The organism is Diaphorobacter sp. MNS-0, from assembly GCF_019602835.1.
GTDB classification, from domain to species: domain Bacteria; phylum Pseudomonadota; class Gammaproteobacteria; order Burkholderiales; family Burkholderiaceae_C; genus Diaphorobacter; species Diaphorobacter nitroreducens.
The window spans coordinates 1,673,919-1,700,134 of the sequence record NZ_CP080761.1; the positions used below are offsets into that span (position 1 = coordinate 1,673,919).

Annotated in this window: 30 protein-coding genes, 1 tRNA gene and 1 pseudogene; 19 read left to right on the forward strand and 13 right to left on the reverse strand. The window is 63.9% G+C overall.

Going from position 1 to position 26,216, the window contains the following annotated elements; genetic code table 11:
- Positions 1-118 precede the first annotated feature (118 nt).
- The 4 genes and pseudogenes from K2L43_RS08080 to K2L43_RS19205 form a co-directional block, all read right to left on the reverse strand.
- A complete protein-coding gene (locus tag K2L43_RS08080) occupies positions 119-589 on the reverse strand; it encodes a Spy/CpxP family protein refolding chaperone (RefSeq protein ID WP_041836016.1) in 471 nt (156 codons plus the stop codon).
- Positions 586-1,041 carry an anti-sigma factor gene (locus tag K2L43_RS08085; RefSeq protein ID WP_220638831.1) on the reverse strand — a complete coding sequence of 152 codons (456 nt, stop codon included), beginning with the start codon at positions 1,039-1,041 and terminating at the stop codon, positions 586-588. Before K2L43_RS08085 ends, K2L43_RS08080 begins: the two co-directional genes overlap by 4 nt.
- A gap of 15 nt (positions 1,042-1,056) precedes the next feature.
- Positions 1,057-1,347 (reverse strand): RNA polymerase sigma factor, encoded by a 291-nt coding sequence (locus K2L43_RS19040; RefSeq protein ID WP_255580557.1) that lies wholly within the window; start codon positions 1,345-1,347, stop codon positions 1,057-1,059.
- Positions 1,348-1,436: 89 nt separating this feature from the next.
- Positions 1,437-1,610, reverse strand: a pseudogene (locus tag K2L43_RS19205) (sigma factor); the annotation flags it as partial.
- A 137-nt stretch (positions 1,611-1,747) separates the two neighbouring features.
- Between K2L43_RS19205 and K2L43_RS08095 the strand changes: the two are divergent.
- Together K2L43_RS08095 and rlmD are read left to right on the forward strand one after the other, a co-directional pair.
- Positions 1,748-2,071, forward strand: coding sequence for a hypothetical protein (locus K2L43_RS08095; protein ID WP_135148895.1), 324 nt, complete (start codon positions 1,748-1,750; stop codon positions 2,069-2,071).
- 49 nt (positions 2,072-2,120) lie between these two features.
- Positions 2,121-3,569 (forward strand): 23S rRNA (uracil(1939)-C(5))-methyltransferase RlmD, encoded by a 1,449-nt coding sequence (gene rlmD, locus K2L43_RS08100; RefSeq protein ID WP_220638832.1) that lies wholly within the window; start codon positions 2,121-2,123, stop codon positions 3,567-3,569.
- A 76-nt stretch (positions 3,570-3,645) separates the two neighbouring features.
- Here rlmD and K2L43_RS08105 read toward each other — a convergent pair whose 3' ends face one another.
- Together K2L43_RS08105 and K2L43_RS08110 are read right to left on the reverse strand one after the other, a co-directional pair.
- Entirely contained in the window at positions 3,646-4,032 is a 387-nt protein-coding gene (locus tag K2L43_RS08105) for a hypothetical protein (RefSeq protein WP_011805617.1), read from the reverse strand.
- 113 nt (positions 4,033-4,145) lie between these two features.
- On the reverse strand, positions 4,146-4,838 hold the full coding sequence (locus K2L43_RS08110) for a Bax inhibitor-1/YccA family protein (protein ID WP_011805616.1): 693 nt from the start codon (positions 4,836-4,838) through the stop codon (positions 4,146-4,148).
- A 227-nt stretch (positions 4,839-5,065) separates the two neighbouring features.
- Here K2L43_RS08110 and K2L43_RS08115 point away from each other — a divergent pair, with 227 nt between their 5' ends.
- Positions 5,066-5,473 carry a heme-binding protein gene (locus tag K2L43_RS08115; protein ID WP_011805615.1) on the forward strand — a complete coding sequence of 136 codons (408 nt, stop codon included), beginning with the start codon at positions 5,066-5,068 and terminating at the stop codon, positions 5,471-5,473.
- Positions 5,474-5,695: 222 nt separating this feature from the next.
- Here the strand turns inward: K2L43_RS08115 and hemP are convergent, their stop codons facing one another.
- The 5 genes from hemP to K2L43_RS08140 all read right to left on the reverse strand — a co-directional run bounded on the left by hemP (position 5,696) and on the right by K2L43_RS08140 (position 8,337).
- Entirely contained in the window at positions 5,696-5,905 is a 210-nt protein-coding gene (gene hemP / locus K2L43_RS08120) for a hemin uptake protein HemP (protein WP_011805614.1), read from the reverse strand.
- 196 nt (positions 5,906-6,101) lie between these two features.
- Positions 6,102-6,512 carry a biopolymer transporter ExbD gene (locus tag K2L43_RS08125; RefSeq protein WP_011805613.1) on the reverse strand — a complete coding sequence of 137 codons (411 nt, stop codon included), beginning with the start codon at positions 6,510-6,512 and terminating at the stop codon, positions 6,102-6,104.
- Between the two features lie 6 nt (positions 6,513-6,518).
- Entirely contained in the window at positions 6,519-7,235 is a 717-nt protein-coding gene (locus tag K2L43_RS08130; RefSeq protein WP_103737583.1) for a MotA/TolQ/ExbB proton channel family protein, read from the reverse strand.
- Positions 7,236-7,252: 17 nt separating this feature from the next.
- Positions 7,253-7,957, reverse strand: coding sequence for an energy transducer TonB (locus tag K2L43_RS08135; RefSeq protein WP_220638833.1), 705 nt, complete (start codon positions 7,955-7,957; stop codon positions 7,253-7,255).
- Between the two features lie 107 nt (positions 7,958-8,064).
- The gene (locus K2L43_RS08140; RefSeq protein WP_015913041.1) at positions 8,065-8,337 is read right to left on the reverse strand and encodes a bacterioferritin-associated ferredoxin; all 273 of its coding nucleotides are present in this window, start codon (positions 8,335-8,337) and stop codon (positions 8,065-8,067) included.
- Between the two features lie 23 nt (positions 8,338-8,360).
- On the opposite strand from K2L43_RS08140, the gene K2L43_RS08145 reads away from it, so the two are divergent.
- Entirely contained in the window at positions 8,361-8,531 is a 171-nt protein-coding gene (locus K2L43_RS08145) for a hypothetical protein (RefSeq protein ID WP_220638834.1), read from the forward strand.
- Here K2L43_RS08145 and K2L43_RS08150 read toward each other — a convergent pair.
- Positions 8,524-8,814, reverse strand: coding sequence for an SWIB/MDM2 domain-containing protein (locus K2L43_RS08150; RefSeq protein WP_011805609.1), 291 nt, complete (start codon positions 8,812-8,814; stop codon positions 8,524-8,526). The genes K2L43_RS08145 and K2L43_RS08150 overlap by 8 nt on opposite strands.
- 223 nt (positions 8,815-9,037) lie before the next feature.
- On the opposite strand from K2L43_RS08150, the gene rraA reads away from it, so the two are divergent.
- Positions 9,038-9,544 carry a ribonuclease E activity regulator RraA gene (rraA, locus tag K2L43_RS08155; RefSeq protein ID WP_103737647.1) on the forward strand — a complete coding sequence of 169 codons (507 nt, stop codon included), beginning with the start codon at positions 9,038-9,040 and terminating at the stop codon, positions 9,542-9,544.
- A gap of 9 nt (positions 9,545-9,553) precedes the next feature.
- Here the strand turns inward: rraA and K2L43_RS08160 are convergent, their stop codons facing one another.
- Positions 9,554-10,501 (reverse strand): DMT family transporter, encoded by a 948-nt coding sequence (locus K2L43_RS08160; RefSeq protein ID WP_041836013.1) that lies wholly within the window; start codon positions 10,499-10,501, stop codon positions 9,554-9,556.
- A gap of 327 nt (positions 10,502-10,828) precedes the next feature.
- Between K2L43_RS08160 and aceA the strand changes: the two genes are divergently transcribed.
- The 14 genes from aceA to greA all read left to right on the forward strand — a co-directional run bounded on the left by aceA (position 10,829) and on the right by greA (position 26,206).
- Positions 10,829-12,160, forward strand: coding sequence for an isocitrate lyase (gene aceA / locus K2L43_RS08165; protein ID WP_103737648.1), 1,332 nt, complete (start codon positions 10,829-10,831; stop codon positions 12,158-12,160).
- 282 nt (positions 12,161-12,442) lie between these two features.
- Positions 12,443-14,362: a threonine--tRNA ligase gene (thrS, locus tag K2L43_RS08170; protein ID WP_220638835.1), complete on the forward strand. Its 1,920-nt coding sequence runs from the start codon at positions 12,443-12,445 to the stop codon at positions 14,360-14,362.
- A 65-nt stretch (positions 14,363-14,427) separates the two neighbouring features.
- Positions 14,428-15,039 carry a translation initiation factor IF-3 gene (gene infC, locus K2L43_RS08175; protein ID WP_083766753.1) on the forward strand — a complete coding sequence of 204 codons (612 nt, stop codon included), beginning with the start codon at positions 14,428-14,430 and terminating at the stop codon, positions 15,037-15,039.
- Positions 15,040-15,212: 173 nt separating this feature from the next.
- Complete coding sequence (rpmI, locus tag K2L43_RS08180) at positions 15,213-15,416, forward strand: 50S ribosomal protein L35 (RefSeq protein ID WP_011805603.1); 204 nt, start codon at positions 15,213-15,215, stop codon at positions 15,414-15,416.
- Between the two features lie 26 nt (positions 15,417-15,442).
- Entirely contained in the window at positions 15,443-15,802 is a 360-nt protein-coding gene (gene rplT / locus K2L43_RS08185; RefSeq protein ID WP_005795139.1) for a 50S ribosomal protein L20, read from the forward strand.
- A 102-nt stretch (positions 15,803-15,904) separates the two neighbouring features.
- Positions 15,905-16,957, forward strand: a complete 1,053-nt coding sequence (gene pheS, locus K2L43_RS08190) for a phenylalanine--tRNA ligase subunit alpha (RefSeq protein ID WP_011805602.1) — start codon at positions 15,905-15,907, stop codon at positions 16,955-16,957.
- Between the two features lie 121 nt (positions 16,958-17,078).
- Positions 17,079-19,523, forward strand: a complete 2,445-nt coding sequence (pheT, locus tag K2L43_RS08195; RefSeq protein ID WP_220638836.1) for a phenylalanine--tRNA ligase subunit beta — start codon at positions 17,079-17,081, stop codon at positions 19,521-19,523.
- Positions 19,520-19,870 carry an integration host factor subunit alpha gene (locus K2L43_RS08200; RefSeq protein ID WP_103737589.1) on the forward strand — a complete coding sequence of 117 codons (351 nt, stop codon included), beginning with the start codon at positions 19,520-19,522 and terminating at the stop codon, positions 19,868-19,870. The genes pheT and K2L43_RS08200 overlap by 4 nt, the downstream gene beginning before the upstream one ends.
- Before the next feature lie 100 nt (positions 19,871-19,970).
- Positions 19,971-20,402, forward strand: a complete 432-nt coding sequence (locus K2L43_RS08205; RefSeq protein ID WP_220638837.1) for a MerR family transcriptional regulator — start codon at positions 19,971-19,973, stop codon at positions 20,400-20,402.
- Between the two features lie 27 nt (positions 20,403-20,429).
- Positions 20,430-20,506, forward strand: a tRNA-Pro gene (locus K2L43_RS08210).
- A 238-nt stretch (positions 20,507-20,744) separates the two neighbouring features.
- The gene (gene carA / locus K2L43_RS08215) at positions 20,745-21,917 is read left to right on the forward strand and encodes a glutamine-hydrolyzing carbamoyl-phosphate synthase small subunit (RefSeq protein ID WP_011805598.1); all 1,173 of its coding nucleotides are present in this window, start codon (positions 20,745-20,747) and stop codon (positions 21,915-21,917) included.
- 21 nt (positions 21,918-21,938) lie between these two features.
- Complete coding sequence (locus K2L43_RS08220; RefSeq protein WP_011805597.1) at positions 21,939-22,340, forward strand: hypothetical protein; 402 nt, start codon at positions 21,939-21,941, stop codon at positions 22,338-22,340.
- A gap of 10 nt (positions 22,341-22,350) precedes the next feature.
- Entirely contained in the window at positions 22,351-25,602 is a 3,252-nt protein-coding gene (gene carB / locus K2L43_RS08225) for a carbamoyl-phosphate synthase large subunit (RefSeq protein WP_220638838.1), read from the forward strand.
- 127 nt (positions 25,603-25,729) lie between these two features.
- Complete coding sequence (gene greA, locus K2L43_RS08230; RefSeq protein ID WP_011805595.1) at positions 25,730-26,206, forward strand: transcription elongation factor GreA; 477 nt, start codon at positions 25,730-25,732, stop codon at positions 26,204-26,206.
- Positions 26,207-26,216 lie beyond the last annotated feature (10 nt).

Here is a 26,216-nt window from a genome sequence, read left to right on the forward strand (position 1 = left end):
AGTTGAACCATCAAGGCAGCCGCTCAAGGGAATGTGTGGCTGCCTTGCCTACTTCAACGAAGGGGGTGCCTCAATGTTCCATCTGATTTGCACCTTTTTCCTTCTCTCATCTCGGCGTTCACTTGCGGTGCAGCATTTCCTCCTCGGTGGCTTCTTCTGCATAGCGGGTCAGCAGCAATTGCAGCAGCCGCGTGCGCTGGGCGTCGTTCAGCATGGCGCGCTCGGCCAAGAGTTGGTCAATCACGCGCTGTTGCTGCGTGGCCTGCAGGCGGGCGATGGCGGCCTGCTCGGCGTCAATGGCGGTGCGCTCTGGTGCATCAGCAAAGATGTGGCGCACCAGGGCTTCGCGGTGGCGGCGTATGTCACTCCAGTTGGACGACAGGTCATGGAGGAAGGGGGTTTCCATTCCTTCCCAGCGCGCGCGCTGTTCGGGGGTGAGCTTCAGATACTCGGGCAGGTGGACCACGGGAGGCGCGCCGCCCTCGGGCACCGTGTCCGGCGCAGTGCGCAGCACCAGTGCGGCAACCACGCCCAGGTTGAGCGCCAGCGAGATCGCCAGCAGGGTGCGAATCCAGGCAGGGTTTTTCATGGCAGGGTTCTCGGCAAACGGCAGATTTCGGCGGCGGCGCACAGCCCGCCTGGCGGCACAGGGTCGAACACGCGCGCCATGGCAGGGCTGGCAGCCGGAAGGGCCGCGCCCGTGCCCAGCAGCAGCCCCCCCAGCCAGACGCCGGACACCAGCGCGGCCCCCGCGGCGAGGCCCGTGGGCATCCAGCCCAGCAGGCTCCAGCCGGTGCGCCGGGACCGGGTGGGGCGTTGCGCCAGGTCGTGTGCCAGGCGGTCCTGCAGTTGCGCCGCCAGGTCGAAACCCAGCGCGGGCGAGGGCAGGGCCAGCAATTGCTGGCGCTGTGCCTGCAATGCGGCAAGGTGCTGGCTGCACAGGGGGCAGGCGTGCAGGTGCTGCTGCAGCGCGACCTGCGCATGCGCGGGCAGCGCATGGTCGATCAAAGCGGAAAGGTCTTCGGTGCGAGGGCAGTTCATGGCGGCTCCTTGCGTTCAGCGTGGCATGAGTTGCAGCAGCCCGACGCGTGCGCGGGCAATGCGGGATTTGACGGTGCCCAGGCTGATGCCCAGCACCTCGGCGATGTCCTCGTAGGCCATGTCTTCGATGTCGCGCAGCAGCAGGATCTCGCGGTGCTCTACCGAGAGCCGCTGCAGCGCGCCTTCCAGCGCCTCGATGCGCTGGCGGGCCTGCAGTGCAGCCTCGGGCGTGGGCGTGGCCGCCGGCACCTGCTCGGACAGGGTCTCGTCCAGTTCCACGAACGCGACACGCTGCGCGCGGCGCAACAGGTCCAACGCCTGGTTGCGCGCAATGCGAACAGCCAGGTGGACAGTTGTGCGTCCGGCTGCCAGCGGGGCAGTGCCTGGTAGGCGTTCAAGAAAGTCTCCTGGGCGAGTTCGCGCGCATCCTCCTGCGAGCGCGTCATACGGAACAAAAAACGGTAGATGCGGTCCTGATAGCGGGCCACCAGTTCGGAGAACGCCGCGACCTCGCCGCACTGGGCGCGGGCGATGCAGTCGCTTTCTTCAAGGTGGCTCAGGGGACGCATTGCCTCTTTCAACGCAGGGCCGCAGCAAAAGTTCCATGAAACCGTCGACACGGGGCCGGGAACAGCCGCTTACCGGGGCGGGCGCAAACTCCGCAATAATGCGCCGCATTCACAGCACAAGAAGGAAGGGAACCCTCATGCGAGCCATTCGCTTTGCCACCTCCGCCGCCGCCATGATTGCCGGACTGTTTGCACCGGGCGCGTGGGCTACTTGCTACGTGATCTATGGCGCAGACCAGCAGGTCATCTACCGCTCGCAGACCCCCCCTGTGGACCTGTCGCGCAACCTGCACGAAACCCTGCCCCAGGTCGCGCCCGGCGGCACGCTGGTGTTTTCCTTGGACAACTATGGCTGCGAGGTGGAAGTCAACCGCCTGCCTTCCAATGTGGCTGCGGTCCGCAAGGATGCCGCTGCAGGCGCCCCCACCGCGCCCCGTGCGCCGCGCGCCAGCCGCAGCTGAAAGCCGCCCGCGCGGCGGCAGGGGTGGGCCGGCCTGAGACAATCGAGGCATGAGCGACCCCACAGAATTCAGCCCACCACCGCCCACCTCCACGGTTCTTCCCCCCGGCTGGCTCGAAGTCACCGCCATGGACATGGACGCCCAAGGCGTCGCGCGCAAGCCCGATGGCAAGGTGGTGTTCATCGACGGCGCACTGCCCACCGAGCTGGTCAGCGCCAACACCCACCGCAAGAAGAACAACTGGGAGCAGGCCAGCCTCACGGAAGTCCACCGCCAGTCCAGCCAGCGCGTACAGCCCGGCTGCCCGCACTTCGGCCTGCACGCGGGCGCCTGCGGCGGCTGCAAGATGCAGCATCTGCACGTGGCGGCACAGGTGGCCGTGAAACAGCGCGTGCTGGAAGACAACCTCTGGCACCTGGGGAAAGTGAAGGCCGAGACCATCCTGCGCCCCATTGAAGGCCCTGCCTGGGGCTACCGCTACCGCGCGCGCCTGTCCGTGCGCTACGTGCCCAAGAAGGACAAGGTGCTCGTGGGCTTTCACGAGCGCAAGAGCCGCTACATCGCCGACATGGAGACCTGCAAGATCCTGCCGCCGCATGTGGACGCCATGCTGATGCCGCTGCGCGCCCTGATCGGCAGCATGGCCGCACGCGACACCTGCCCGCAGATCGAGCTGGCCTGCGGCGATACGGTCACGGCGCTGGTGCTGCGCCACCTGGAGCCGCTGTCCCCGGAGGACAAAGACAAGTTGCGCGCCTTTGCCGCCGTGCATGGCGTGCAATGGTGGCTGCAGCCCAAAGGGCCGGAAACGGTGCATCTGCTGGACGAGGGCGGCGAGCCGCTTGCCTATGGGCTGCCCGACTTCGGCATCACCATGCCCTTCAAACCCACCGACTTCACGCAGGTCAACCCGCACATCAACCGCGTGCTGGTCACGCGCGCGCTGCGCCTGCTGGACGCGCGCAAGGACGAGCGCGTGATCGACTGGTTCTGTGGCCTGGGCAACTTCACGCTGCCCATCGCCACCCAGGCGCGCGAGGTGCTGGGCATTGAGGGCAGCGAGGCGCTGGTGGCGCGTTCGCGCGAGAATTACCAGTCAAATCAGGCCCAAAGGCAAGATGGATCTGCGCTGGCAGCTACCAGCTTTGTAGCGCGCAACCTGTTCGAGATGACGCCTGAGATGCTCATTGCCGATGGCGCCTCCGACAAATGGCTGGTGGACCCGCCGCGCGAGGGGGCGTTCGCCTTGTCCAAGGCGCTGGCGGACATCCACCAGGCGCGCATCGGTGCCGAGGACGCGCCGCCGCTGCCCGCTGGGCACGAAGGCTGGCAGCCGCCCCGGCGCATCGTCTACGTGAGCTGCAACCCCGCCACGCTGGCGCGGGACGCGGGCCTGCTGGTGCACCAGGCGGGCTACCGCTGCGTGGCGGCGGGGGTGGTCAACATGTTTCCGCACACGGCCCATGTGGAGAGCATGGCAGTGTTCGAGCGGGGCTGACGCCCGCGGTGGCTCAAGACGTTTTTGGCCAGGGGCGCTTGCCTAGCAAGCGCCAGCAGCTATCGTTTGGATAGCATCAGCTGCGGTTGCGGGAGGTGCGACCCTCGGTCTGCAGGTCCGCCTCTTCGTCGCTTGCGCGGCGACTGGCGGGCTTTTTCTCCAACTGCGTGAGTACCGAGGCCGTGCCCTCGATCTTGTTCTCGCGCATGTACAGATCCATGTCCTTCCAGCCCGCGAACACCTGGGCCTTCGGGGCCTTGGGGTTCAGCGTGAAGCAGTCCTCCAGCCCGCGCAGCGCATGCCGGCAGGCGCCACCGATGGCCTTGGCCTCGGCCTCACGCTGGGCCACGCGCGGGTCCGGCCCCATGCCGGGAATCTCACAACCCGCCAGCGGCAGCAGCGCGGCAGCGATCAGGGCGGCGCGAGCGCCGGCGGCAAGGAGGGGGGGGTGGCGAGGCAGCATGTACAGGGGTTATCGGCAGGCGTGCCGTCAAGTTGAGGCTGTCAGCCAAGGGCGGACGTGAAAAAGGCCCCGGAAATCGGGGCCTTGCGACGCATGTGCGGTGGGAACGCCGTTCAGTCGCGCTCGCCGCCCATGATGCCCAGCAGGGCCAGCAGGCTCTGGAACACGTTGAAGATGTCCAGGTACAGCGCGAGTGTGGCGCTGATGTAGTTGGTCTCGCCGCCGTCCAGGATCTGCTTCAGGTCGTACAGCATGTAGGCGCTGAAGATGCCGATCGCCGCCACCGAGATGGCCATCATGCCGGCCGACGAGCCCACGAACACGTTGATGATGGCGCCCACCATGAGCACCAGCGCGCCCACGAACAGCCACTTGCCCATGCCCGACAGGTCGCGCTTGATGACGCTGGCCAGGCTGGCCATGACGAAGAACACGCCCGCCGTGCCGGCGAAGGCCGTCATGATGAGGTCGGTGCCGTTCTTGAAGCCCAGCACCATGCCGATCAGGCGCGACAGCATCAGGCCCATGAAGAAGGTGAAGGCCAGCAGCACCGGCACGCCCGCGGCAGAGCGCTTGGTCTTCTCGATGGCGAACATGAAGCCGAAGGCGCCGCCGAGGAACACGATCAGCCCCAGGCCGCCGCGCAGCGACTGCGTGATGCCCGTGGCCACGCCGATCCAGGCGCCCAGCACGGTGGGCAGCAGGCTGAGCGCCAGCAGCCAGTACGTGTTGCGCAGCACGCGGTGGCGCTGCTCCTGCGAGATGCCATAGCCCGCGGAGCCGACACTGGTGATTTCTGGGTTCATCTGGTTTCTCTCCTGATTGGCCTGCACAGCGCAGACCCGAATGATTCTAGGTGGTGGCTTTTGGCGCCGAATGCAATACCCGCGCACCATCCCGTACTTTATGGGTTGCATTCTTTTGCCCTGAGGCGGGGCACTGGGCGGGCCCGCTGGCACTATGCTTTTCGTTTTCCGTTGCGCGCCCTGCCGGCTGGCCGGGCGCATCCACCCACCTCCTGCAGGACTGCCTCATGAAGACCAAACCCGAACTTGAACTCTCCGACGTCAAGCTGATCGCCGCCGCCGCCGAGGCCGAGGCCCTGAAGAACCAGTGGGCCGTGACCATCGCCATCGTGGACGACGGCGGACATCTGCTGTGGCTGCAGCGCCTGGACGGGGCCGCAGCGGTGTCCGCGCATATCGCGCCGGCCAAGGCCCACACTGCCGCCTTGGGCCGCCGCGAGAGCAAGGGCTATGAAGACGTGATCAACGGCGGCCGCACGGCCTTCCTGAGCGCGCCTGCGCTGCAGGGCATGCTGGAAGGCGGCGTACCCATCATGAAGAACGGCCAGTGCCTGGGCGCCGTGGGTGTGAGCGGCGTGAAGTCCCATGAGGACGCGCAGATTGCGCGCGCGGGGATTGCGGCGATCGGGCTGTAAGCACTCATCGGGACTGGATTGCTATTGTTTTGATAGCTGCTAGCGCTTGTTGGAAGGGCGCTAGGGACCAAAAACATATTGGGTTCCAACAGAAAAACCGGCGCGTGCTCCGGTTTTTTGCATGGGTGTGCAGGGAAAAAAAGCCTGGCTACGCGGGCATGCCCGTTGGCTGGCCAATACGACCCTTCGGACCGAGGTCCTGGAGTCGCCCCACGATGAAACTTATTTGGTCAGGATCAGCTTGCCGAGTTTGGTGGCCTGCAGCCGGTAGACGGCGCCGTTGTGCACGATGGCCACGGCCTTCTGGCCGCGCAGCAGGGTGCTGCTGTCGACCGCGCGGCCTTCGGCGTGGGACGCCGGGCTGGAATCGGCGGGCACTGCGAACATGCGGGGTGCGGTCAGTGCGGACGGTGCGGTCAGGCTGGCATGCATGGTGAAGTCTCGGTGCGTTACGGTGATCAAATGATAACCATTCTCAATTAAAGATCAAGCATCCGGGGCTGAAAATTTCCTGTCGATTCGTATCCAGATGCAAGAGGCAGCCCCCGCAGGTGGCGCTGGAGACGCTGCTGCGCCGCCCGTGGGGCTGCTGCTGTGAAGGCCGGCGCGCCGGCGCGGCCGTGGTGCGTCAGGGCGCCGGGTCGGTCACGAAGCCGATCTTGCGCACGCCCGCGCGTTGCGCCGCCGACATCGCCTGCGCCACGCGCTCGTAGCGCACGTCCTTGTCGCCGCGGATGTGCAGGTCCGGCTGCGGGTCCTTGCGGGCCTCGGCCTGCAGGCGCGGCTCCAGCTCGTCGTCTCCGATCGTGGTCTCGTTCCAGTGGTACTTGCCGTCGGCCGTCACCGACAGGCGGATGGTTTCGGGCTTGATGATTTCGCGCTCGTTGGATGCACGCGGCAGGTCCACCGGCACCGCGTGCTTCATCACCGGCACGGTGATGATGAAGATGATGAGCAGCACCAGCATGACGTCCACCAGCGGCGTCATGTTGATTTCGTTCATCACCTCGTCGGCATCGTCCTGGGTTCCGAAAGCCATGGCGCATCAGCCTTTCTTGATGGGCAGCACCTTGGCTGCCTCGCCGTGTACCGAAACGCGCGCGCCGGTGACGAAGTAGGCGTGCAGATCGTGCGCAAAGCTGTTGAGGCTGTGCAGGATGGATTTGTTGCCCCGCACCAGGGCGTTGTAGCCCAGCACGGCGGGAATGGCCACGGCCAGGCCTAGCGCGGTCATGATCAGCGCCTCGCCGATCGGGCCGGCCACCTTGTCGATGGTCGACTGGCCCGAGGCGCCGATGGCCACCAGCGCATGGTAAATACCCCACACGGTGCCGAAGAGGCCGATGAATGGCGCCGTGGAGCCCACGGAGGCCAGGATGGCCAGGCCCGCCTGCACGCGCGCCGTGAACTCGTCGATGCAGTTGCGCAGGCAGCGCGTGACCCAGTCGCTCACGTCCAGGCTGTCATGCAGATGGGCCTGCGTGTTGCGGTGGTGCTGCGTGGCTTCGCGGCCTTCCAAGGCGAGGTGGCGGAAGGGGTTGCTCGGGTCGGAGCCCAGCTTGGTCAGGCCGGCGGCGAAGTCTTCGCTGTGCCAGAAGTCGCGTGCCTGGCGGGCGTGTTTCTTGAACTTCAGGATGTCCAGCGCCTTGATGATGATGACGATCCACGATGCCAGCGACATGCCGATGAGCAGCACAGCGACGGCGCGGGTGACGAAGTCGCCCTGTACCCAGACATTGGCAATGCCGAAATGCGATTCCATGAAAACTCCTGCGAGACTTATTGTTGGAGAACGAAATTGATCGGGACCAGATTCCACATGGCTTCTGGCACGCCGTTGCGCTTGCCGGGTACGAAGCGCCAGCGCATGACGGCGTCGATGGCCTGGCGGTCCAGGCGCTCGAAACCGCTGGACTGCTTGACCTCCACTTTCTGCGGCAGTCCGTCGGTGCCGATGAGCACGCGCAGCATCACTTTGCCTTGTTCTCCCAGCCGCTTGCTCACGGCGGGGTAGACGGGCTTGGGGTTGTTCAGGTAGCTCGCGTCGCTGGAGGGCAACTCGATGCTGGGTGCGGCCGGCGCCGGTGGAGCCGCGGGGGCCGCCGGTGCGGTGACGGGCGCGGCGGCCGCAACCGGTGGGGCCGGGGGCTGAGGCTCTACGACGCCCGTGGGCGCGGCGGGGGCGGGTGTCGGGTCGGGGACCGCCACGGGCATGGGAGCGGGGCGCGGCTTGGGCGCCACGGGTTTGGGCGGCGCCGGGGCTGGTTTGGGCGGCGGCGGAGCGGGGGGGGCCGGTGGGGCCGGAGGCGCGGGCGGCGCGATGAATTCGCTCAACACCTCAGCAGGGATGATGATCTCCGCCGTCTTGCGCACCAGACCCGATTGCAGGGCCCACAGGCCGGCCACGTGCAGCACCACCACGGAGCCTGCGATCACGGCATTGCGGCTCAAGCCCCCGGGGGAGCCGTATCGGTCAGAGGACATAAAAATGATAGCTGCTGGCGCTTGTCCAGCTTGGTCGGAAGGCCAAAAAAGCCTTGAATAGGCGGTCTATTTATGCAGGATCCACCAGACCGAGCATATGACGATGATCAGACTTCCTGCGAGTGCGTAGAACAGTTGCATGCCTTGCCTTCCGGGATGAGGGTGGCAAGCTGGACGGCTGTGGGATCGGTGTCCTTGTACAGGGCGGCCACCGGCTGCGATGCGCAGCACTGCGCCACGACATCGCGGGCACAGTCTTCGCAGCGGCCGCACTGGGTGGCGACGCCCAACTCGAACTGAATCTCATCGAAGCTCATACCTGCGCGCGCGTGGCGTGCAATCTCCCGGTCGGAAACGCGGTGGCAAACACAGACGATCATGGTGCAGGCAGTCGTGGCTGGCTATGGACGATGAACTGATTATAAATGCGAATTCATCGCATTTGCAGTCCTTGACCCCACTGCCGTGTAAGAAACCATTGCCGAGTGCCTTGCAGGCGAAAAAAACCGGCATGCGCATGCCGGTTTTTGTTCGCCTGGCTCTCGCAGAGAGCCTGGCAGGGCAGATTATTTGACGTGCTTGCCAATCAGGCCGGCCATTTCGAACATCGAGACCTGGGGCTTGCCGAACACTTCCTTGAGCTTGGCATCCGCGTTGATCATGCGCTTGTTGGAGGCGTCCTGCAGGTTGTGCGCCTTGATGTACACCCACAGCTTGCTGATGATCTCCGTGCGCGGCAGCGGGGTGGCGCCGACCACGGCCGCCAGAGCGGGGCTGGGGGTCAGGGGCTTCATGAAAGCGGCGTTGGGGGTGCGCTTCTTTGCGGGTGCTGCGGACGCGGTCTTTGCAGTTGCCATGTTGGGTTGTTCCTTGTTGGAAATGAAATATGTCACCAGCGAACGCCGCAGCTCCACTGGCAGCGGTGATGCTACTGGGAAAAAAACCGGTTTCCAAGGCGAGCTGCCTCTTTTTTGCCTCGATTTGTTGCTCTGGCGGCCAACTGCCGGCACGCGCGAGAATGCGCGACCGCAGCTTGCTGCGGCGCACCATCCCCTTTATGCACAGAAAGGCTTCCCTTCCATGTCCGCACACCCGACCCCGGCCATCAGCACCTGCGATCTCTGCGACGCCCACAAGGGTGACGACAGTGGCGCGTTCCGCGTGCTGCCGCCCGTGTTCCAGAGCTACGGAGCGCTGCCCGCTTTCAGCGGCCCCGTGAGCACGGTGAAGTGCTTCGAGGACAACACGCTGGTCAAGGCGGCCGTGGATTCGCCGGGCAACGGGCGCGTGTTGGTGGTGGACGGTGGAGCTTCGCTGCGTCGCGCGCTGGTGGGGGGCAATCTGGCAGCCAGCGCGGCGCGCAATGGCTGGGCCGGTATCGTCGTGAATGGTTGCGTGCGCGACGTGGCAGAACTGAATGCCGAGCGCGTGGGTATCCGCGCACTCGCACTCATGCCGTTGCCCACCGAAAAGCGGGGCGAAGGGCTTTCTGACGTGGCGGTGCAGGTACAGGGCGTGTGGGTGCGGCCGGGCGACTGGCTGTATGCGGATGCCGACGGCATCGTGATCAGCGACCACGCGCTGTAACGTCGCCGGTCAGGCGCGCATATCGCGGCCGGTGCGCCACGGCAGCCGTGCGGGCATCGTGGCCAGTACGACGCTGGCCAGTGCGATGCCAAAGGCCATGAACTGCATGGTCGTGAAGCGCTCGCCCAGCGCCAGCACGCCCACGAGCGCCGCGCTCACCGGCAGCAGCACGGTGAATACGCCGCTCTGCGCGGCGGGGACGGTCTTCAGGCCGGTCATCCACAGCCACACGCTCCACATGCATGCTGCCATGGCGTAGAACACCAGCAGCAACCAAGTGGGCCAGCGTACGGCCGTGAAGTCGAAGTACAGGGCGAAATACAGCCCGAAAGGCATCGAGAGCATGAAGCCCCACAGGTTGATCAGCGCCGTGATGCGCCGTGGCCCCAGCGCGCCGGTGAGCTTCTTGCCGATGACGGAATAGGCGGCCTCGCACAGCGATGCGGCCAGCAGCAGGGCATAGCCCAGCCATTGCAAGTTTTGGGCATTTTCGGGCTGTAGGGCATTGCTGGCGTGTGCGGAGTGCTCTGGTTTGGATAGCGCAAACAGCACAATACCCGCCACTGCGCAGGCCACCGCCACCCAGGTGCGGGTCGCCACCTGTTCACGCAGGAACAGCCAGCTCATGACCGCCACACATGCGGGGATGGTCGCCATGATCACCCCGGCAGAGGTGGCGCTGGTCAGGCTCACGCCGTAGATCATGCAAACGGTGAACAGAAAGTTGCCCAGCAGCGACTGCAGAAAAAGCAGGCCTTGGGTCTGCCGCGTCAGAGGTGGCTCCTGGTGCGGCTTCTTCAACCATCCGAGCATGGCCATTGCGCCGATACCGAAACGCAACCACGCCAGCAAAAGCACGGGGAACGCCGCGGCCAGCGGCTTGGAGAGCGCCACGTAGGCACCCACCAGCATCATGCTGAGCGCCAGGCAAAGGTATGCGGTGGGGCGGTTTGGCATCTGATGAAGATTCCGAACGGAGGCTCCATCATGCATGAGCGCGGGGCAGCCCATGGAAAGGAACTCACCAGACCTGCTATTTCGCATGGAGAAAGTCTAATTTCTCATTGCGAAAATTTTGTTTGTTGCGTTGCGGAAAAATTTCTCGATACGAGAAATGAATTTTCATATAGAGATATATAGAGCATAAGCCATTGATTTTTATGGCTTAAATTTATCTCTTATATAAGACATAAGAGATTGATGTGGTCTTATAGAAGACTTAAAGTTGTGTCCAAGGGTCCCGGGAGCGGTACCCGCCCATTCCTTCATCTCTTGGAGAGCAACATGCCAGATTCCCTGAACGCACAACTGAGCCGTGAGCAGCAAATCGCAGCCCTGGAAAAGGACTGGGCCCAGAATCCCCGCTGGAAGAGCGTGAAGCGCGGCTACACAGCAGCTGACGTGGTGCGTCTGCGTGGCAGCCTCCAGCCCGAATACACGCTGGCCAAGCGTGGCGCAGAGAAGCTGTGGGACAAGATCAATGGCGGCGCCAAGAAGGGCTATGTGAATGCCTTCGGCGCCATCACCGCCGGCCAAGCCATGCAGCAAGCCAAGGCGGGCCTGGAAGCCGTGTACCTGTCGGGCTGGCAGGTGGCCGCTGACGGCAACACCAGCGAGACCATGTACCCCGACCAGTCGCTGTATGCCTATGACTCGGTGCCCACGATGGTGCGCCGCATCAACAACACCTTCAAGCGTGCCGACGAGATCCAGTGGGGCCGCGGTATCAATCCCGGCGACAAGGAATTCATCGACTACTTCCTGCCCATCGTGGCCGACGCCGAAGCCGGCTTCGGCGGTGTGCTGAACGCCTTCGAACTGATGAAGAACATGATTGCCGCTGGCGCGGCCGGCGTGCACTTCGAAGACCAACTGGCTGCCGTGAAGAAGTGCGGGCACATGGGCGGCAAGGTCCTCGTGCCTACACAGGAAGCCATCGAAAAGCTGATCGCTGCCCGCTTCGCTGCCGACGTGATGGGCGTGCCCACCATCGTGCTGGCCCGCACCGATGCCGAGGCCGCCAACCTGATCACCAGCGACCACGACGCCAACGACAAGCCGTTCTTGACGGGCGAGCGTACGCAGGAAGGCTTCTATCGCGTGAAGAATGGTCTGGAGCAAGCCATCAGCCGCGGTGTGGCCTACGCCCCCTACGCCGACCTGGTGTGGTGCGAGACCGGCACGCCCGACCTGGGTTTTGCCCGCGAGTTCGCCCAGGCCGTGCATGCGAAGTGCCCCGGCAAGCTGCTGTCGTACAACTGCTCGCCGTCCTTCAACTGGAAGAAGAACCTGGACGAGAAGACCATCGCCAAGTTCCAGGACGAGCTGTCGGCACTCGGCTACAAGTACCAGTTCATCACGCTGGCCGGCATCCACATCAACTGGTACAACACGTTCCAGTTCGCCCATGCTTATGCCCGCGGCGAAGGCATGAAGCACTATGTGAACATGGTGCAGGAGCCCGAGTTCGCCGCACGTGAGCAGGGCTACACCTTCGTGTCGCACCAGCAGGAGGTGGGCGCAGGCTATTTCGACGACGTAACCACCGTGATCCAGGGTGGTTCTTCGAGCGTGAAGGCGCTGACCGGCTCCACCGAAGAAGAGCAGTTCCACTGATCTTCTTGGTTGATGCGAGAAGCCCGGGGCCCCCGCCTCGGGCTTTTCTATTGCTGCAGGGTAAAATGCCACATCTGTTCACCAACAAGGGCGAGAAAGGCAATCTGGTTATGACACCGCGAACTACGACGGAGATCTGTTCCAGCCGCTGAGGCTGGCCGTTCGCGCCTGCACGAGATTTATCTCGCCCCCATAAAAGCGCGGACCTGTACCGCGCTTTTTGCTTTCTGAACCCAAATCAAGCGCAGCTCACCTACCGAAAAAGACTCGATAAGGACTTCCATGATTCACATTACGCTTCCCGACGGTTCCCAGCGAGAGTTTGCTGGTCCCGTGACTGTGGCGGAGGTGGCTGCCTCCATCGGTTCGGGCCTGGCCAAAGCGGCGCTCGCCGGCAAGATCGGGGACAAGGTGGTGGATACCAGCTACCAGATCACGCAAGACAGCCCGCTGTCCATCGTGACGGCCAAGGATGCCGACGGCCTGGAGGTGATCCGCCACTCCACGGCCCACCTGCTGGCCTATGCGGTCAAGGAACTGTTTCCCGATGCGCAGGTGACCATCGGGCCGGTGATCGAAAACGGCTTCTACTACGACTTCTCGTACAAGCGTCCGTTTACGCCGGAAGACTTGGCCGCCATTGAAAAGCGTATGGCGGAACTGGCTGCGAAGGATGAGCCAGTGGTGCGCCGTGTATTGCCTCGGGACGAGGCGGTGGCGTACTTCAAGGGCCTGGGCGAACACTACAAGGCCGAGATCATTGCCAGCATCCCGACGAATGAGGACGTGAGCCTGTACCGCGAGGGCGGCTTTGAAGACCTGTGCCGTGGCCCCCACGTGCCCAGCACCGGCAAGCTCAAGTTCTTCAAACTCATGAAGGTGGCGGGCGCCTATTGGCGCGGCGACCACCGCAACGAGATGCTCCAGCGCGTCTATGGCACGGCATGGGCCACGAAGGAAGAACTGCAGCAGTACCTGCACATGCTGGAAGAGGCCGAGAAGCGCGACCACCGCAAGCTGGGCCGTGAGCTTGACCTGTTCCACATCGACGAGCATTCGCCCGGCACGGTGTTCTGGCACCCCAAGGGCTGGACGCTGTGGCAGGAGGTGGAGCAGTACATGCGCCGCGTGTACCGCGACAACGGCTACCAGGAGGTCAAGGGCCCGCAGATCCTGGACAAGACGCTGTGGGAGAAAACGGGACACTGGGACAAGTACCGCGACAACATGTTCACCACTGAGAGCGAGAAGCGCGACTACGCTCTCAAGCCGATGAACTGCCCGGGCCATATCCTGATCTTCAAGCAGGGCATCAAGAGCTACCGCGACCTGCCGCTGCGCTACGGCGAGTTCGGCCAGTGCCACCGCAACGAGCCCACGGGTGGCCTGCACGGCATCATGCGCGTGCGCGGTTTCACGCAGGACGATGGTCACATCTTCTGCACGGAAGACCACATCCTGGCCGAATGCACGGCTTACACAGCGTTGCTGCAAAAGGTCTACAAGGACTTCGGTTTCCACAACATCATCTACAAGGTGGCCACGCGCCCCGAAGCACGCATCGGTTCCGACGAGAGCTGGGACAAGGCCGAGCATGCGCTGATGGAAAGCCTGCGCGCGTCGGGTTGCGAATTCGAGATCGCTCCCGGCGATGGCGCCTTCTATGGCCCGAAGATCGAGTACACGCTCAAGGACGCGATCGGACGGCAGTGGCAGTGCGGCACCATGCAGGTGGACTTCTCGATGCCCGAGCGGCTGGATGCAGAGTACGTGGGCGAGGATGGCGGGCGCCATCGGCCGGTGATGCTGCACCGCGCCATCGTGGGCAGCCTGGAGCGCTTCATCGGCATCCTGATCGAAGAACACGCCGGGGCCTTGCCCGTTTGGCTTGCGCCCGTACAGGTGGCGGTGCTCAATATCACCGATGCACAGTCCGATTACTGTCGTGAAATCGCCGCAAAGCTGCAAAAAGCGTTGCCGAATCAAGGCCTTAGGGTGGTGACTGATCTGCGTAACGAGAAGATTACGTATAAAATACGGGAGCATTCGCTGCAAAAGCTGCCCTACATCCTCGTCGCCGGCGACAAGGAAAAGGCTGCAGGGGCTGTGGCAGTGCGTGCCCGGGGTAACAAAGACCTCGGCGTGATGTCCCTCGACGCATTCGTCGATCTGATCGCGCAGGACATTGCCTCCAAAGTCTGAATCATCGCTTGAAGCGCATCCCTGGTGCGTAAGCTGCTACGCTTTTCGTAGCTTTTTAATTGAAGGTGAGAGCCATCGCTACCGAATTTCGTGACCGTCGCCAGCGCGAGGAGCGCAAGCATCGACTGAACCGTGAAATCATGGCGCCTGAAGTGCGCTTGTCCGGTCCGGACAACGAGCCCCTGGGCATCGTCAGCCTGCAAGAGGCCCTGCGCATGGCGGGCGAGCTGGATGTGGACTTGGTTGAAATTGCAGCCACGGCTAATCCCCCGGTCTGCCGCCTGATGGACTATGGCAAGTTCAAGTATCAGGAGCAGAAGAAGGCGGCCGAGGCCAAGGCCAAGCAAACGGTCATCGAGATCAAGGAAGTCAAGTTCCGCCCTGGTACGGACGATGGCGACTACAACATCAAGCTGCGCAACATCCGCCGTTTTCTGGCGGAGGGCGATAAGTGCAAGATCACGCTGCGCTTCCGTGGCCGCGAGATCACGCACCAGGAGCTGGGCCTGGCATTGCTCAACCGCTTGAGGGATGACCTGGGCGACACCATTTTGGTGGAGCAGTTTCCCAAGCTGGAAGGTCGCCAAATGATCATGATGATCGCGCCGGCCCGCAAGAAGCCGGCAGGTAAACCTGCCGCCGAAAGCGCTCCCGCCGCTGGCGACAACGCTGCGTAAGCAAGGAGATTTGGCGGGCGCCCCCTAAAAAAGGGTGCCGGCCGATAGGCGGCATGCAAGTGCCGCCGCACGGCGAGCCGCAAGGCGCGTCGTTTGAAAAAGTGGCTCGGGGCCAACAAGGTTGCACAGCGGTGTGCAAACGCCTCACGAGCACAACCAACAGGAGCATTCACATGCCCAAGATGAAGACCAAGAGCAGCGCGAAGAAGCGTTTTCGCGTTCGTCCAGGCGGTACGGTCAAGCGTGGCCAAGCTTTCAAGCGCCACATCCTGACCAAGAAGACCACGAAGAACAAGCGCCACCTGCGTGGCATTGTGAACGTGCACGAAGGCGATATGGGTTCCATCGCAAAGATGCTGCCCTCCGCTGGCCTGTAATCAACTGACGAACAAGGAGAAAACACATGCCTCGCGTCAAACGTGGTGTAACGGCCCGCGCCCGTCACAAGAAGGTCCTCGCCCTTGCCAAGGGCTTCCGTGGTCGCCGCGGTAACGTCTTCCGCATCGCCAAGCAGGCGGTGATGAAGGCGGGGCAATATGCCTACCGTGACCGCCGCACCAAGAAGCGCGTGTTCCGCCAGTTGTGGATCGCCCGTATCAACGCCGCGGCCCGTGAACTGGGCCTGACCTACAGCCAGTTCGCCAACGGCCTGAAGAAGGCATCCATCGAGATCGACCGCAAGATGCTGGCCGACCTCGCGGTGCATGACAAGGCTGCCTTTGGCAGCATCGTGGAGCAAGTCAAGGCCAAGCTGGCTGCTTGAGTTCACGATTGGTAGCTATAAATTTTATAGCTACTAGCGCGCAAACAACAAGGGCTAGGGCTTGAAAAGGCACTAGCCCTTGTTTCTTTTTCAAGAGTCGATATGAACGAGTTGGATTCCTTGGTGACGAGCGCGCGCGAGTCGTTCGCGCGTTCCGCAACCCCTGCCGAACTGGAGAACGCCAAGGCGCAGTTCCTGGGCAAGTCAGGCCGCCTGACCGAGCTCATGAAGGGCATGGCGCAGCTCTCGCCCGAGGAGAAGAAAACCCGCGGCGCCGCCATCAACGTGGCCAAGCAGGCCGTGGAGGCAGCCCTCGCCGCACGCCGCCAGGAGCTGGCGGACGCCGAGCTGCAGGCACAGCTCAAGGCCGAGGCGCTGGATGTGACGCTGCCGGGCCGCCAGCGCGGCCGCGGCGGCCTGCATCCCGTGTCGTTGACGCTGGAGCGCATCGAGCGGATCTTCGGTTCGATGGGCTTCGAGGTGGCGGACGGCCCCGAGATCGAGACCGACTGGTTCAACTTCACGGCGCTGAACACGCCCGAGGACCACCCCGCCCGGTCCATGCACGACACCTTCTACGTGGAAGGCGGCACACCCGAAGCCCCCAACCTGCTGCGCACGCACACCAGCCCGATGCAGGTGCGCTACGCCGTGCAGCATGTGAAGAAACACCGTGGCCTGATCGACGCCGGCCAGGCCATGCCCGAGATCCGCGTGATCGCTCCGGGCCGCACCTACCGCGTGGACTCCGACGCCACGCACTCGCCCATGTTCCACCAATGTGAAGGCCTGTGGATCGGCGAGAACGTGAGCTTCAAGGACCTGAAGGTCGTGTTCACGGACTTCTGCAAGACCTTCTTTGAAAGCGACGACCTGGTGCTGCGCTTTCGCCCCAGCTTCTTCCCTTTCACCGAGCCCAGCGCCGAGATCGATATCCAGTTCCAGTCGGGCCCGTTGGCCGGCAAGTGGCTGGAGGTGGCGGGCTCCGGCCAGGTGCACCCCAACGTGGTGCGCAACATGGGGCTGGACCCCGAGCGCTTCATCGGCTTTGCCTTCGGCATGGGGCCGGACCGACTGACCATGCTGCGCTACGGCGTGAACGACCTGCGCCTGTTCTTCGACGGCGACATCCGTTTCCTGTCGCAGTTCCAGTAATGCAAAAAAGTGAGCTGCCAGCGCTTGTTAAGCTTACTCTTCAATATGTTTTCATGTGGAAAACAATAGGTAGCAAGCGCTAGCAGCTCTCTTTTCAAGAGCACGCCAAAGAAGTCTGACTATGCAATTCCCCGAATCCTGGTTGCGCGAGTTCTGCAACCCTCCGCTCACCACCCAAGAACTGGCCGACACCCTGACGATGGCAGGGCTGGAGGTCGAAGAGCTGCAGCCCGTCGCGCCGCCGTTCACGAAGATCGTCGTCGGCGAGATCAAGGATGCCCAGCAGCACCCCAATGCCGACCGCCTGCGCGTGTGCCAGGTGGATGTGGGGCAGGGCGAGCCGCTGACCATCGTCTGTGGCGCGCCCAATGCCCGCGTGGGCATCAAGGTGCCGTGCGCCATGGTGGGTGCGGAGCTGCCGCCCGGCGAGGATGGCAAGCCGTTCCTCATCAAGGTGGGCAAGCTGCGCGGTGTGGAGAGCTTTGGCATGCTGTGCTCGGCGCGCGAGCTGAAACTGTCGGAGGACCATGGCGGCCTGCTGGAACTACCGGCCGACGCGCCGCTGGGCCAGGACATCCGCCAGTACCTGAACCTGGACGACACGCTGTTCACGCTCAAGCTCACACCCAACCTGGCGCATTGCCTGAGTGTCTACGGCATCGCGCGCGAGGTGTCCGCGCTGACGGGCGCGCCGCTGAAGGCGCCGCAGTTCCCCACCATGGCCACCGCGATCGATGACCGCTTGCCCGTGCGCGTGAGCGCGCCTGACCTGTGCGGGCGCTTCTCCGGCCGCGTCGTGCGCAACGTCAATACCCAGGCCGCCACACCGCAGTGGATGGTGGACCGCCTGGCGCGCTGCGGCCAGCGCAGTGTCTCGCCGCTGGTGGACATCTCCAACTACGTGATGTTCGAGTTCGGCCGCCCGTCGCACATCTTCGATCTGGACAAGATCCATGGCGGCCTGGAAGTGCGCTGGGGCAAGGCCGGCGAACAACTCAAGCTGCTCAACGGCAACACCGTCACCGTCGATGAGAAGGTGGGTGTGATCGCCGACGAGCGCGAGGTGGAGTCGCTCGCCGGCATCATGGGTGGTGACGCCACGGCTGTGTCGGATGACACGCGCAACATCTACGTCGAGGCGGCCTTCTGGTGGCCAGAGGCCGTAGCCGGCCGCTCGCGCCGCTACAACTTCTCCACCGACGCCGGCCATCGCTTCGAGCGCGGCGTGGATCCCGAGCTGACCGTGGAGCACATCGAGCGCATCACGCAGCTGATCGTCGACATTTGCGGTACGCCAGAGACGGCATGCGCTCCCATTGATGATCAGCGCGTCAACATGCCCGCGCAAACACCGGTGCGCATGCGCATCGCGCGTGCGGCCAAGGTGATCGGCATGCCGCTCACGCAGGCGCAGTGCGTGGATGCGCTGCGGCGCCTGGGCCTGCCGCTGCAGGAGGAAGAGGGTGCCGTGACGGTCACGCCACCGTCGTTCCGCTTCGACCTGCGCCTGGAGGAAGACCTGATCGAGGAAGTGGCGCGCGTGGTGGGCTACAACAACCTGCCCACCACCCCGCCGCTGGCGCCGATCACGCCCAAGCTGCGCGCAGAATCGCGCCGCAGCAGCTTCGCGGTGCGCCGTGAACTGGCGGCATTGGGCTACCAGGAGACCATCAACTTCAGCTTTGTCGAAGAGCATTGGGAAAAGGAACTGGCCGGCAACGCCGCGCCGATCAAGCTGCTCAACCCTATCGCCAGCCACCTGAGCGTCATGCGCTCGTCGCTGCTGGGCTCTTTGCTGCAGGTGCTCAAGTTCAACCTGGACCGCAAGGCCGGCCGCGTGCGCGTGTTCGAACTCGGGCGGGTGTTCCTGCGTGATGCGAGCGTGCAGAACACCGACCGCACGGTGGAAGGCTTCGCGCAGCCGATGCGGGTCGCGGGCCTGGCCTATGGTGCGGCCGATGCGCTGCAGTGGGGCCGCAAGGACAAGGCGGTGGACTTCTACGATGCCAAGGGTGATGTGGAAGCGCTGCTCGCGCCGCTGCGCCCCACGTTCGAGCCAGCAGCGCATCCGGCACTGCACCCGGGCCGCTGCGCGCGCGTGCTGCTGGAGGGCCAGCCCATCGGCTTTGTGGGCGAATTGCATCCGCAATGGCGCCAGTCCTGGGACCTGCCGGCTGCGCCGATGATGTTTGAACTGGAGCTGGACGCCGTGCTGCAGCGCAAGGTGCCGGGCTTTCGCCCCGTGGCCAAGCGCCAGTTGGTGGAGCGGGACATTGCCGTGGTTGTGGCCGAGCGGGTCTCGCACGATGAGGTGATGCGTGCCATTGGCGGTGCGCTGGCGGGCGATCTGCTGCGCTCCGCGGTGCTGTTCGATGTCTTCCGGCCCCAGCCGCAGCGTGCGGGCGAGGCCGTGCCGGCGGGCGCTCTGGCGCAGGGCGAGAAGAGCCTGGCCATTCGCCTGACGCTGGGCAGCGACGCCGCCGCGTTGACGGACGCTGAGATCGAAGCCGCAGTGCAATCGGTGCTGCAGGCGCTGGGTACCCACACAGGAGCGAGGTTGCGATGACTCGGGGGATGGAGCCGGGGCCGGTGGAGTTCGCCGTAGAAAGCCTGGAATCGCCTGCGCTGACCAAAGCGCAGCTGGCGGATCTGCTGTTCGAGCACATCGGCCTGAACAAACGCGAGTCCAAGGACATGGTGGACGCCTTCTTCGACCTGATCGTGCAAAGCCTGGTCGACGGCCAGGACGTGAAGCTGTCGGGGTTTGGCAATTTCCAGATCCGCACCAAGGCGCCGCGCCCGGGGCGTAACCCGCGCACTGGCGAAGCCATCCCCATCAAGGCGCGACGCGTGGTGACCTTTCATGCCAGCACCAAACTCAAGGAGCAGATCCAGGGGCAGGACAAAGCTTGAAGTAGTTGACCCGAACCGGTGTTTTTGGCCCAGAGATCCTGGCCGCCGGTAAGGGGCTGCAGTACGCTCCACAGTCCTGCCCGTTTTTTGCGCCATTCCCATGAGCACCTTGCTGCCACCCATTCCGGCCAAACGCTATTTCACGATTGGTGAAGTGGCGGAGCTCTGTGGCGTCAAACCCCATGTCCTGCGCTACTGGGAACAGGAATTCACGCAGTTGCGCCCCATGAAGCGGCGCGGCAACCGGCGCTATTACCAGCACCATGAGGTGCTGATGATCCGCCGCATTCGCGACCTGCTGTATGACCAAGGCTTCACCATCAGCGGTGCGCGCAACCGGTTGCAGGAGCTGGCCCATGCGGACAAGGCGCTGCTGCGCGATGGTGGTGCGCCGCATGCGGATGGCTTGGAGGCGGCTGTACCCGCGCAGGGTGCGAACGAGGGGATAAGCGTCGCGCAGGCGGTTCCTTTGAATGCGGCGACCCTGCGAAAAGAATTGGAAGAAATTCGCGCACTTCTTCTTACGGCCTGATTTTTCGGTATAGAATCCAAATCTTGTCGGCGTGTAGCGCAGCCTGGTAGCGCACTTGCATGGGGTGCAAGGGGTCGCGAGTTCGAATCCCGCCACGCCGACCATTTATGCCAAAGGGACCACCGTAAAAACGGTGGTCCCTTTCTTCTTTGGCGCGTTTGGATCCTTGGCGGGACCAATGTCTTGTGCGCAGTGGGCATGCGTCTCTCGCGCTACAATGAGAGGCTTTCCCGCAAACAAGTCGCCCGGCCGCATCCAAAGCAATTTTCAACAAGCAGTAGCCTTCAGGAACATCGCCGTTCCTGCGGCTCCCGGGCGACCCGTAAACCATCGGAGAACCCAGTGCTTTTGTCTCTCAAGGGAACCTTCCCGCCCGCCATCCTGGCGCTCGCAGACGGCACGGTCTTTATCGGTAACTCGATCGGTGCCGCCGGCACCACGGTCGGCGAAGTGGTCTTCAATACCGCCATCACCGGCTACCAGGAAATTCTCACGGACCCCAGCTACTGTCAGCAGATCGTCACCCTGACGTATCCGCACATCGGCAACTACGGCGTCAACGCAGAGGATATCGAGGCTGAAAAAGTCCACGCCGCAGGCCTCATCATCAAGGACCTGCCGCTGCTGGCCAGCAACTTCCGCATGACCGAGACGCTGCCCGAGTACCTCGTGCGTGCCAAGACGGTGGCCATCGCCAACATCGACACCCGTAAACTGACCCGCCTGCTGCGCACCCAGGGCGCGCAAAATGGCGCCATCGTCGGCTTGGCGGCTGGCGAGGCCGTGACCCAGGCGCGCATCGACGAAGCCGTGGCCGCGGCGAAGGCGGCGCCCAACATGAACGGGCTGGATCTGGCCAAGGTCGTGACCACGCGTGCCGCGTACGCCTGGGACCAGACTGAGTGGAAGCTGGGCGAAGGCTACGGCACGCAGACGGCCCCGCGCTTTCACGTCGTGGCCTATGACTATGGCGTGAAGCTGAACATCCTGCGCATGCTGGCCGAACGCGGCTGCAGGCTCACCGTGGTGCCCGCGCAGACCCCGGCGGCAGAGGTGCTGGCCATGAATCCCGATGGCGTGTTCCTGTCCAACGGCCCGGGCGACCCGGCGGCCTGCGACTACGCGATCACGGCAGTCAAGCAGATCATCGACAGCGGCGTACCTACCTTCGGCATCTGCCTGGGCCACCAGATCATGGCGCTGGCCAGTGGCGCCAGGACTTTCAAGATGGACAACAGCCATCATGGCGCAAACCACCCTGTGAAGGACTTGGACAGCGGCCGGGTAAGCATCACCAGCCAGAACCACGGTTTCGCGGTGGACATGGCATCGCTGCCGGCCACCTTGCGCGCCACGCACATCAGCCTGTTCGACGGCACGCTGCAGGGCCTGGAACACAAGGACAAGCCGGCCTTCTGCTTCCAGGGGCACCCCGAGGCGTCACCCGGTCCGCACGACATTGCCTACCTGTTCGACCGCTTCACCACTCTGATGCAGGCCGCCAAGGCCCAGTAAGCCCAAAAGGAAACCGGCGCCATGAAACTCTTCAGCTTCCCGGCTGCAGCGCTTGAGAAAGCCATTCACAAGCGTGTGCTGACATTGCCTCCAATGCACCGCGAGTGGTTCACCGAACGCTGGCAGCAAAAGCCCTATAAGAAGTCTTTCGTCGAGAACAAGGCCATGCCCCTGGTTACGCTGATCGCCAAGGGCAAGACTTGGGACGATGCGACCTTCGCAGAGGCCATGCAGGAGTGGGACGTGACGTTCTACGAGGCAGAAGCCGAAGTGTTGCGACCCCTGGTTCAGGGCGACGGCCTGCTGCAGCTGATGCAAAAGAACCTCCCCGCCGAGCGGGCCCAGGCGCTGCTGGACAGGCTGAATACGCGGCGCCCCGCAGCGGTGTCTGCCGCCCCAGCCTCCGCCCCAGCGACCGATTGACAGACATACCATGCCAAAACGCACAGACATCAAAAGCATCCTCATCATCGGTGCCGGCCCGATCATCATCGGCCAGGCCTGCGAGTTCGACTACTCGGGCGTGCAGGCCTGCAAGGCGCTGCGCGAGGAGGGCTACAAGGTCATCCTGATCAACAGCAACCCTGCGACGATCATGACCGACCCGGCCACGGCCGACGTCACCTACATCGAGCCCATCACCTGGCAGACGGTCGAGAAGATCATCGCCAAGGAGCGCCCCGACGCCATCCTGCCCACCATGGGCGGCCAGACTGCACTGAACTGCGCGCTGGACCTGTGGCGCAACGGCGTGCTGCACAAGTACAAGGTCGAACTGATCGGCGCGACGCCCGAGGCCATCGACAAGGCCGAAGACCGCCTGAAGTTCAAGGATGCGATGACCCGCATCGGCCTTGGGTCGGCGCGCTCCGGCATTGCCCACAGCATGGACGAGGCCTGGGCCGTGCAGAAGAACGTGGGCTTCCCCACCGTGATCCGGCCCAGCTTTACGCTGGGCGGCACTGGCGGCGGGATCGCCTACAACCCGGAAGAATTCGAAACCATCTGCAAGCGCGGCCTGGAAGCCTCACCCACCAACGAGCTGCTGATCGAAGAGTCGCTGCTCGGCTGGAAGGAGTACGAGATGGAGGTCGTGCGTGACAAGGCGGACAACTGCATCATCGTGTGCTCGATCGAGAACCTGGACCCGATGGGCGTGCACACGGGCGACTCGATCACCGTGGCACCCGCGCAGACGCTGACCGACAAGGAATACCAGATCATGCGCAACGCCAGCCTGGCAGTGCTGCGCGAGATCGGCGTCGACACGGGCGGCTCCAACGTGCAGTTCTCGGTGAACCCGAAGGACGGCCGCATGATCGTGATCGAGATGAACCCACGCGTGTCGCGCTCGTCGGCGCTGGCCTCCAAGGCCACGGGCTTCCCGATCGCCAAGGTCGCTGCCAAGCTGGCCGTGGGCTATACGCTCGATGAACTGAAGAACGAGATCACCGGCGGCGCCACACCTGCGTCGTTCGAACCCTCCATCGACTACGTCGTCACCAAGATCCCGCGTTTTGCGTTCGAGAAATTCCCAGCGGCCGACAGCCGCCTGACCACGCAGATGAAGTCCGTAGGCGAGGTGATGGCCATGGGCCGCACTTTCCAGGAGTCCTTCCAGAAGGCGTTGCGCGGCCTGGAGGTGGGTGTGGATGGCATGAATGAGAAGACGCAGGACCGCGAACTGCTCGAGAAGGAGCTGGGCGAGCCGGGACCTGAGCGCATCTGGTACGTGGGTGACGCGTTCGCCATGGGCCTGTCGGTGGACGAGGTGCATGACCTCACCAAAATCGACAAGTGGTTCCTCGTGCAGATCGAGGAGATCGTGAAGATCGAACTCGACCTGGACCAACTCACGGCCGAGAAGGGCGAGGGCGCGCTGGCCTCGCTGGATGCGGACACGTTGCGCGCTCTCAAGAAGAAGGGCTTCTCCGACCGCCGCCTGGCCAAGCTGCTCAAAACCAACGAGAAGGCTGTGCGCGAAGCGCGCCATGCGCTGAATGTGCGCCCGGTGTACAAGCGCGTGGATACCTGCGCCGCCGAATTCGCCACCAATACCGCCTACATGTATTCGACCTATGAGGACGAATGCGAAGCCGAGCCCACCAACCAGAAGAAGATCATGGTGCTGGGTGGCGGCCCCAACCGCATCGGCCAGGGCATCGAGTTCGACTACTGCTGCGTGCATGCCGCCCTCGCCATGCGCGAGGACGGGTACGAGACCATCATGGTCAACTGCAACCCCGAGACTGTCTCGACCGACTACGACACGTCGGATCGCCTGTACTTCGAACCGCTGACGCTGGAAGACGTGCTGGAGATCGTGGACAAGGAAAAGCCCGAGGGCGTGATCGTGCAGTACGGCGGCCAGACGCCACTGAAGCTGGCGCTGGGCCTGGAGGCCGCTGGCGTGCCGATCATTGGCACCACCCCCGACATGATCGACGCCGCCGAGGACCGCGAGCGTTTCCAGAAGCTGCTGGGCGACCTGGGCCTGCGCCAGCCGCCCAACGCCACCGCGCGTACCGAACCCGAGGCGCTGGAGAAGGCCGCTGCCCTGGGCTACCCGCTGGTGGTGCGCCCCAGCTACGTGCTGGGCGGCCGTGCCATGGAGATCGTGCATGAGCAGCGCGACCTGGAACGCTACATGCGTGAAGCCGTCAAGGTAAGCAACGATTCGCCAGTGTTGCTGGATCGCTTCCTCTCCAATGCCATCGAATGCGATGTGGATTGTGTGCGCGATGCCTCCGGTGCCGTGTTCATCGGCGGCGTGATGGAACACATCGAACAGGCTGGCGTGCACTCGGGCGACTCCGCCTGTTCGCTGCCGCCGTACTACCTGAAGGCCGAGACGGTGGCCGAGATCAAGCGCCAGACCACGGCCATGGCCCATGGCCTGAATGTGGTGGGCCTGATGAACGTGCAGTTCGCAATTCAGGAAACTGACGACGGTGATGTGATCTACGTGCTGGAAGTGAACCCGCGCGCCTCGCGCACGGTGCCGTTCGTCAGCAAGGCCACGGGCATCCAGTTGGCCAAGGTGGCGGCGCGCTGCATGGCCGGCCAGACCCTGGCCAGCCAGGGCATCACCAAAGAAGTCACGCCGCCGTACTTCAGCGTGAAGGAGGCCGTGTTCCCCTTCGTCAAGTTCCCGGGCGTGGACACCATTCTGGGCCCCGAGATGAAGTCCACCGGCGAAGTCATGGGCGTGGGCAAGACCTTTGGCGAGGCCTTCGTCAAGAGCCAACTGGGTGCGGGTACGCGCCTGCCGCGCTCGGGCAAGGTGTTCCTCACCGTGAAGAACGCCGACAAGCAGCGCGCGGTGGCGATTGCCCGCGACCTGGCGGCCATGGGCTTCGAGCTGCTGGCCACCAAGGGAACGGCCGCGGCCATCGAGGCCGCCGGCGTGCCGGTGCAGGTGGTCAACAAGGTGACCGAAGGCCGCCCGCACATCGTGGACATGATCAAGAACGACGAGATCGCCATGGTCATCAACACAGTGGAGGAGCGCCGCAACGCGATTGCCGATTCGCGCGCGATCCGCACCAGCTCGCTGCTGGCACGCGTGACCACCTTCACGACCATTTTCGGCGCCGAGGCGGCCGTGGAAGGCATGAAGCACCTCGACAACTTGGACGTGTATTCGGTGCAGGAACTGCACGCCCGCCTGGCGGCTGCAGCCTGAGCGCGGCACCGGGTTTTAGGGGATGACCGCCGCGGCAAACGCGGCATAATCGCCCTTGATTTGTGAGACCGCCGCGCGGCAACGCGCGGCGGTTTGCTTTTTGCATTTGGAATCTGGAGACGGACCCATGGCCACCATTCCCATCACCAAGCGCGGCGCAGAGAAACTCAAGGAGGAACTGCACCGCCTCAAGACCGTCGAGCGGCCTGCCGTGATCAGCGCCATTGCGGAGGCGCGCGCGCAGGGCGATCTGAGCGAAAACGCCGAGTACGAAGCCGCCAAGGACCGCCAGGGCTTCATCGAAGGCCGCATCATGGAGATCGAAGGCAAGCTGTCGGCGGCCCAGATCATCGACCCCTCGGCGCTGGACGCTGGCGGTCGCGTGGTCTTCGGCGCCACGGTGGAGCTGGAGGACGAGGACACGGGCGACGCCGTGAAGTACCAGATCGTGGGCGAGGACGAAGCCGACTTGAAGCACGGCCTGATCAATGTTTCCAGCCCGATCGCGCGCGCGCTCATCGGCAAGGAAGAGGGCGACACGGCCGAGGTGCAGGCGCCTGGGGGCGTGCGGCGCTACGAAGTGGTGGCCGTCAGCTACATCTGAGGGTGCACGC

What these genes read in the sequence shown, in the direction of transcription:
- greA (WP_011805595.1), top strand. Translation starts at nt 25,730, where the DNA reads ATGGCCACCATTCCCATCACCAAGCGCGGCGCAGAGAAACTCAAGGAG.
- aceA (WP_103737648.1), top strand. Translation starts at nt 10,829, where the DNA reads ATGCCAGATTCCCTGAACGCACAACTGAGCCGTGAGCAGCAAATCGCA.
- rraA (WP_103737647.1), top strand. Translation starts at nt 9,038, where the DNA reads ATGTCCGCACACCCGACCCCGGCCATCAGCACCTGCGATCTCTGCGAC.
- K2L43_RS08115 (WP_011805615.1), top strand. Translation starts at nt 5,066, where the DNA reads ATGAAGACCAAACCCGAACTTGAACTCTCCGACGTCAAGCTGATCGCC.
- rpmI (WP_011805603.1), top strand. Translation starts at nt 15,213, where the DNA reads ATGCCCAAGATGAAGACCAAGAGCAGCGCGAAGAAGCGTTTTCGCGTT.
- K2L43_RS08135 (WP_220638833.1), bottom strand. Translation starts at nt 7,957, where the DNA reads ATGTCCTCTGACCGATACGGCTCCCCCGGGGGCTTGAGCCGCAATGCC.
- K2L43_RS08220 (WP_011805597.1), top strand. Translation starts at nt 21,939, where the DNA reads ATGAAACTCTTCAGCTTCCCGGCTGCAGCGCTTGAGAAAGCCATTCAC.
- K2L43_RS08130 (WP_103737583.1), bottom strand. Translation starts at nt 7,235, where the DNA reads ATGGAATCGCATTTCGGCATTGCCAATGTCTGGGTACAGGGCGACTTC.
- K2L43_RS08140 (WP_015913041.1), bottom strand. Translation starts at nt 8,337, where the DNA reads ATGATCGTCTGTGTTTGCCACCGCGTTTCCGACCGGGAGATTGCACGC.
- K2L43_RS08150 (WP_011805609.1), bottom strand. Translation starts at nt 8,814, where the DNA reads ATGGCAACTGCAAAGACCGCGTCCGCAGCACCCGCAAAGAAGCGCACC.
- K2L43_RS08160 (WP_041836013.1), bottom strand. Translation starts at nt 10,501, where the DNA reads ATGCCAAACCGCCCCACCGCATACCTTTGCCTGGCGCTCAGCATGATG.
- K2L43_RS08205 (WP_220638837.1), top strand. Translation starts at nt 19,971, where the DNA reads ATGAGCACCTTGCTGCCACCCATTCCGGCCAAACGCTATTTCACGATT.
- hemP (WP_011805614.1), bottom strand. Translation starts at nt 5,905, where the DNA reads ATGCATGCCAGCCTGACCGCACCGTCCGCACTGACCGCACCCCGCATG.
- K2L43_RS08110 (WP_011805616.1), bottom strand. Translation starts at nt 4,838, where the DNA reads ATGAACCCAGAAATCACCAGTGTCGGCTCCGCGGGCTATGGCATCTCG.
- K2L43_RS08145 (WP_220638834.1), top strand. Translation starts at nt 8,361, where the DNA reads ATGGACGATGAACTGATTATAAATGCGAATTCATCGCATTTGCAGTCC.
- K2L43_RS08080 (WP_041836016.1), bottom strand. Translation starts at nt 589, where the DNA reads ATGAAAAACCCTGCCTGGATTCGCACCCTGCTGGCGATCTCGCTGGCG.
- pheT (WP_220638836.1), top strand. Translation starts at nt 17,079, where the DNA reads ATGCAATTCCCCGAATCCTGGTTGCGCGAGTTCTGCAACCCTCCGCTC.
- K2L43_RS08095 (WP_135148895.1), top strand. Translation starts at nt 1,748, where the DNA reads ATGCGAGCCATTCGCTTTGCCACCTCCGCCGCCGCCATGATTGCCGGA.
- pheS (WP_011805602.1), top strand. Translation starts at nt 15,905, where the DNA reads ATGAACGAGTTGGATTCCTTGGTGACGAGCGCGCGCGAGTCGTTCGCG.
- K2L43_RS08200 (WP_103737589.1), top strand. Translation starts at nt 19,520, where the DNA reads ATGACTCGGGGGATGGAGCCGGGGCCGGTGGAGTTCGCCGTAGAAAGC.
- rlmD (WP_220638832.1), top strand. Translation starts at nt 2,121, where the DNA reads ATGAGCGACCCCACAGAATTCAGCCCACCACCGCCCACCTCCACGGTT.
- K2L43_RS08085 (WP_220638831.1), bottom strand. Translation starts at nt 1,041, where the DNA reads ATGAACTGCCCTCGCACCGAAGACCTTTCCGCTTTGATCGACCATGCG.
- rplT (WP_005795139.1), top strand. Translation starts at nt 15,443, where the DNA reads ATGCCTCGCGTCAAACGTGGTGTAACGGCCCGCGCCCGTCACAAGAAG.
- carB (WP_220638838.1), top strand. Translation starts at nt 22,351, where the DNA reads ATGCCAAAACGCACAGACATCAAAAGCATCCTCATCATCGGTGCCGGC.
- K2L43_RS08105 (WP_011805617.1), bottom strand. Translation starts at nt 4,032, where the DNA reads ATGCTGCCTCGCCACCCCCCCCTCCTTGCCGCCGGCGCTCGCGCCGCC.
- K2L43_RS08125 (WP_011805613.1), bottom strand. Translation starts at nt 6,512, where the DNA reads ATGGCTTTCGGAACCCAGGACGATGCCGACGAGGTGATGAACGAAATC.
- thrS (WP_220638835.1), top strand. Translation starts at nt 12,443, where the DNA reads ATGATTCACATTACGCTTCCCGACGGTTCCCAGCGAGAGTTTGCTGGT.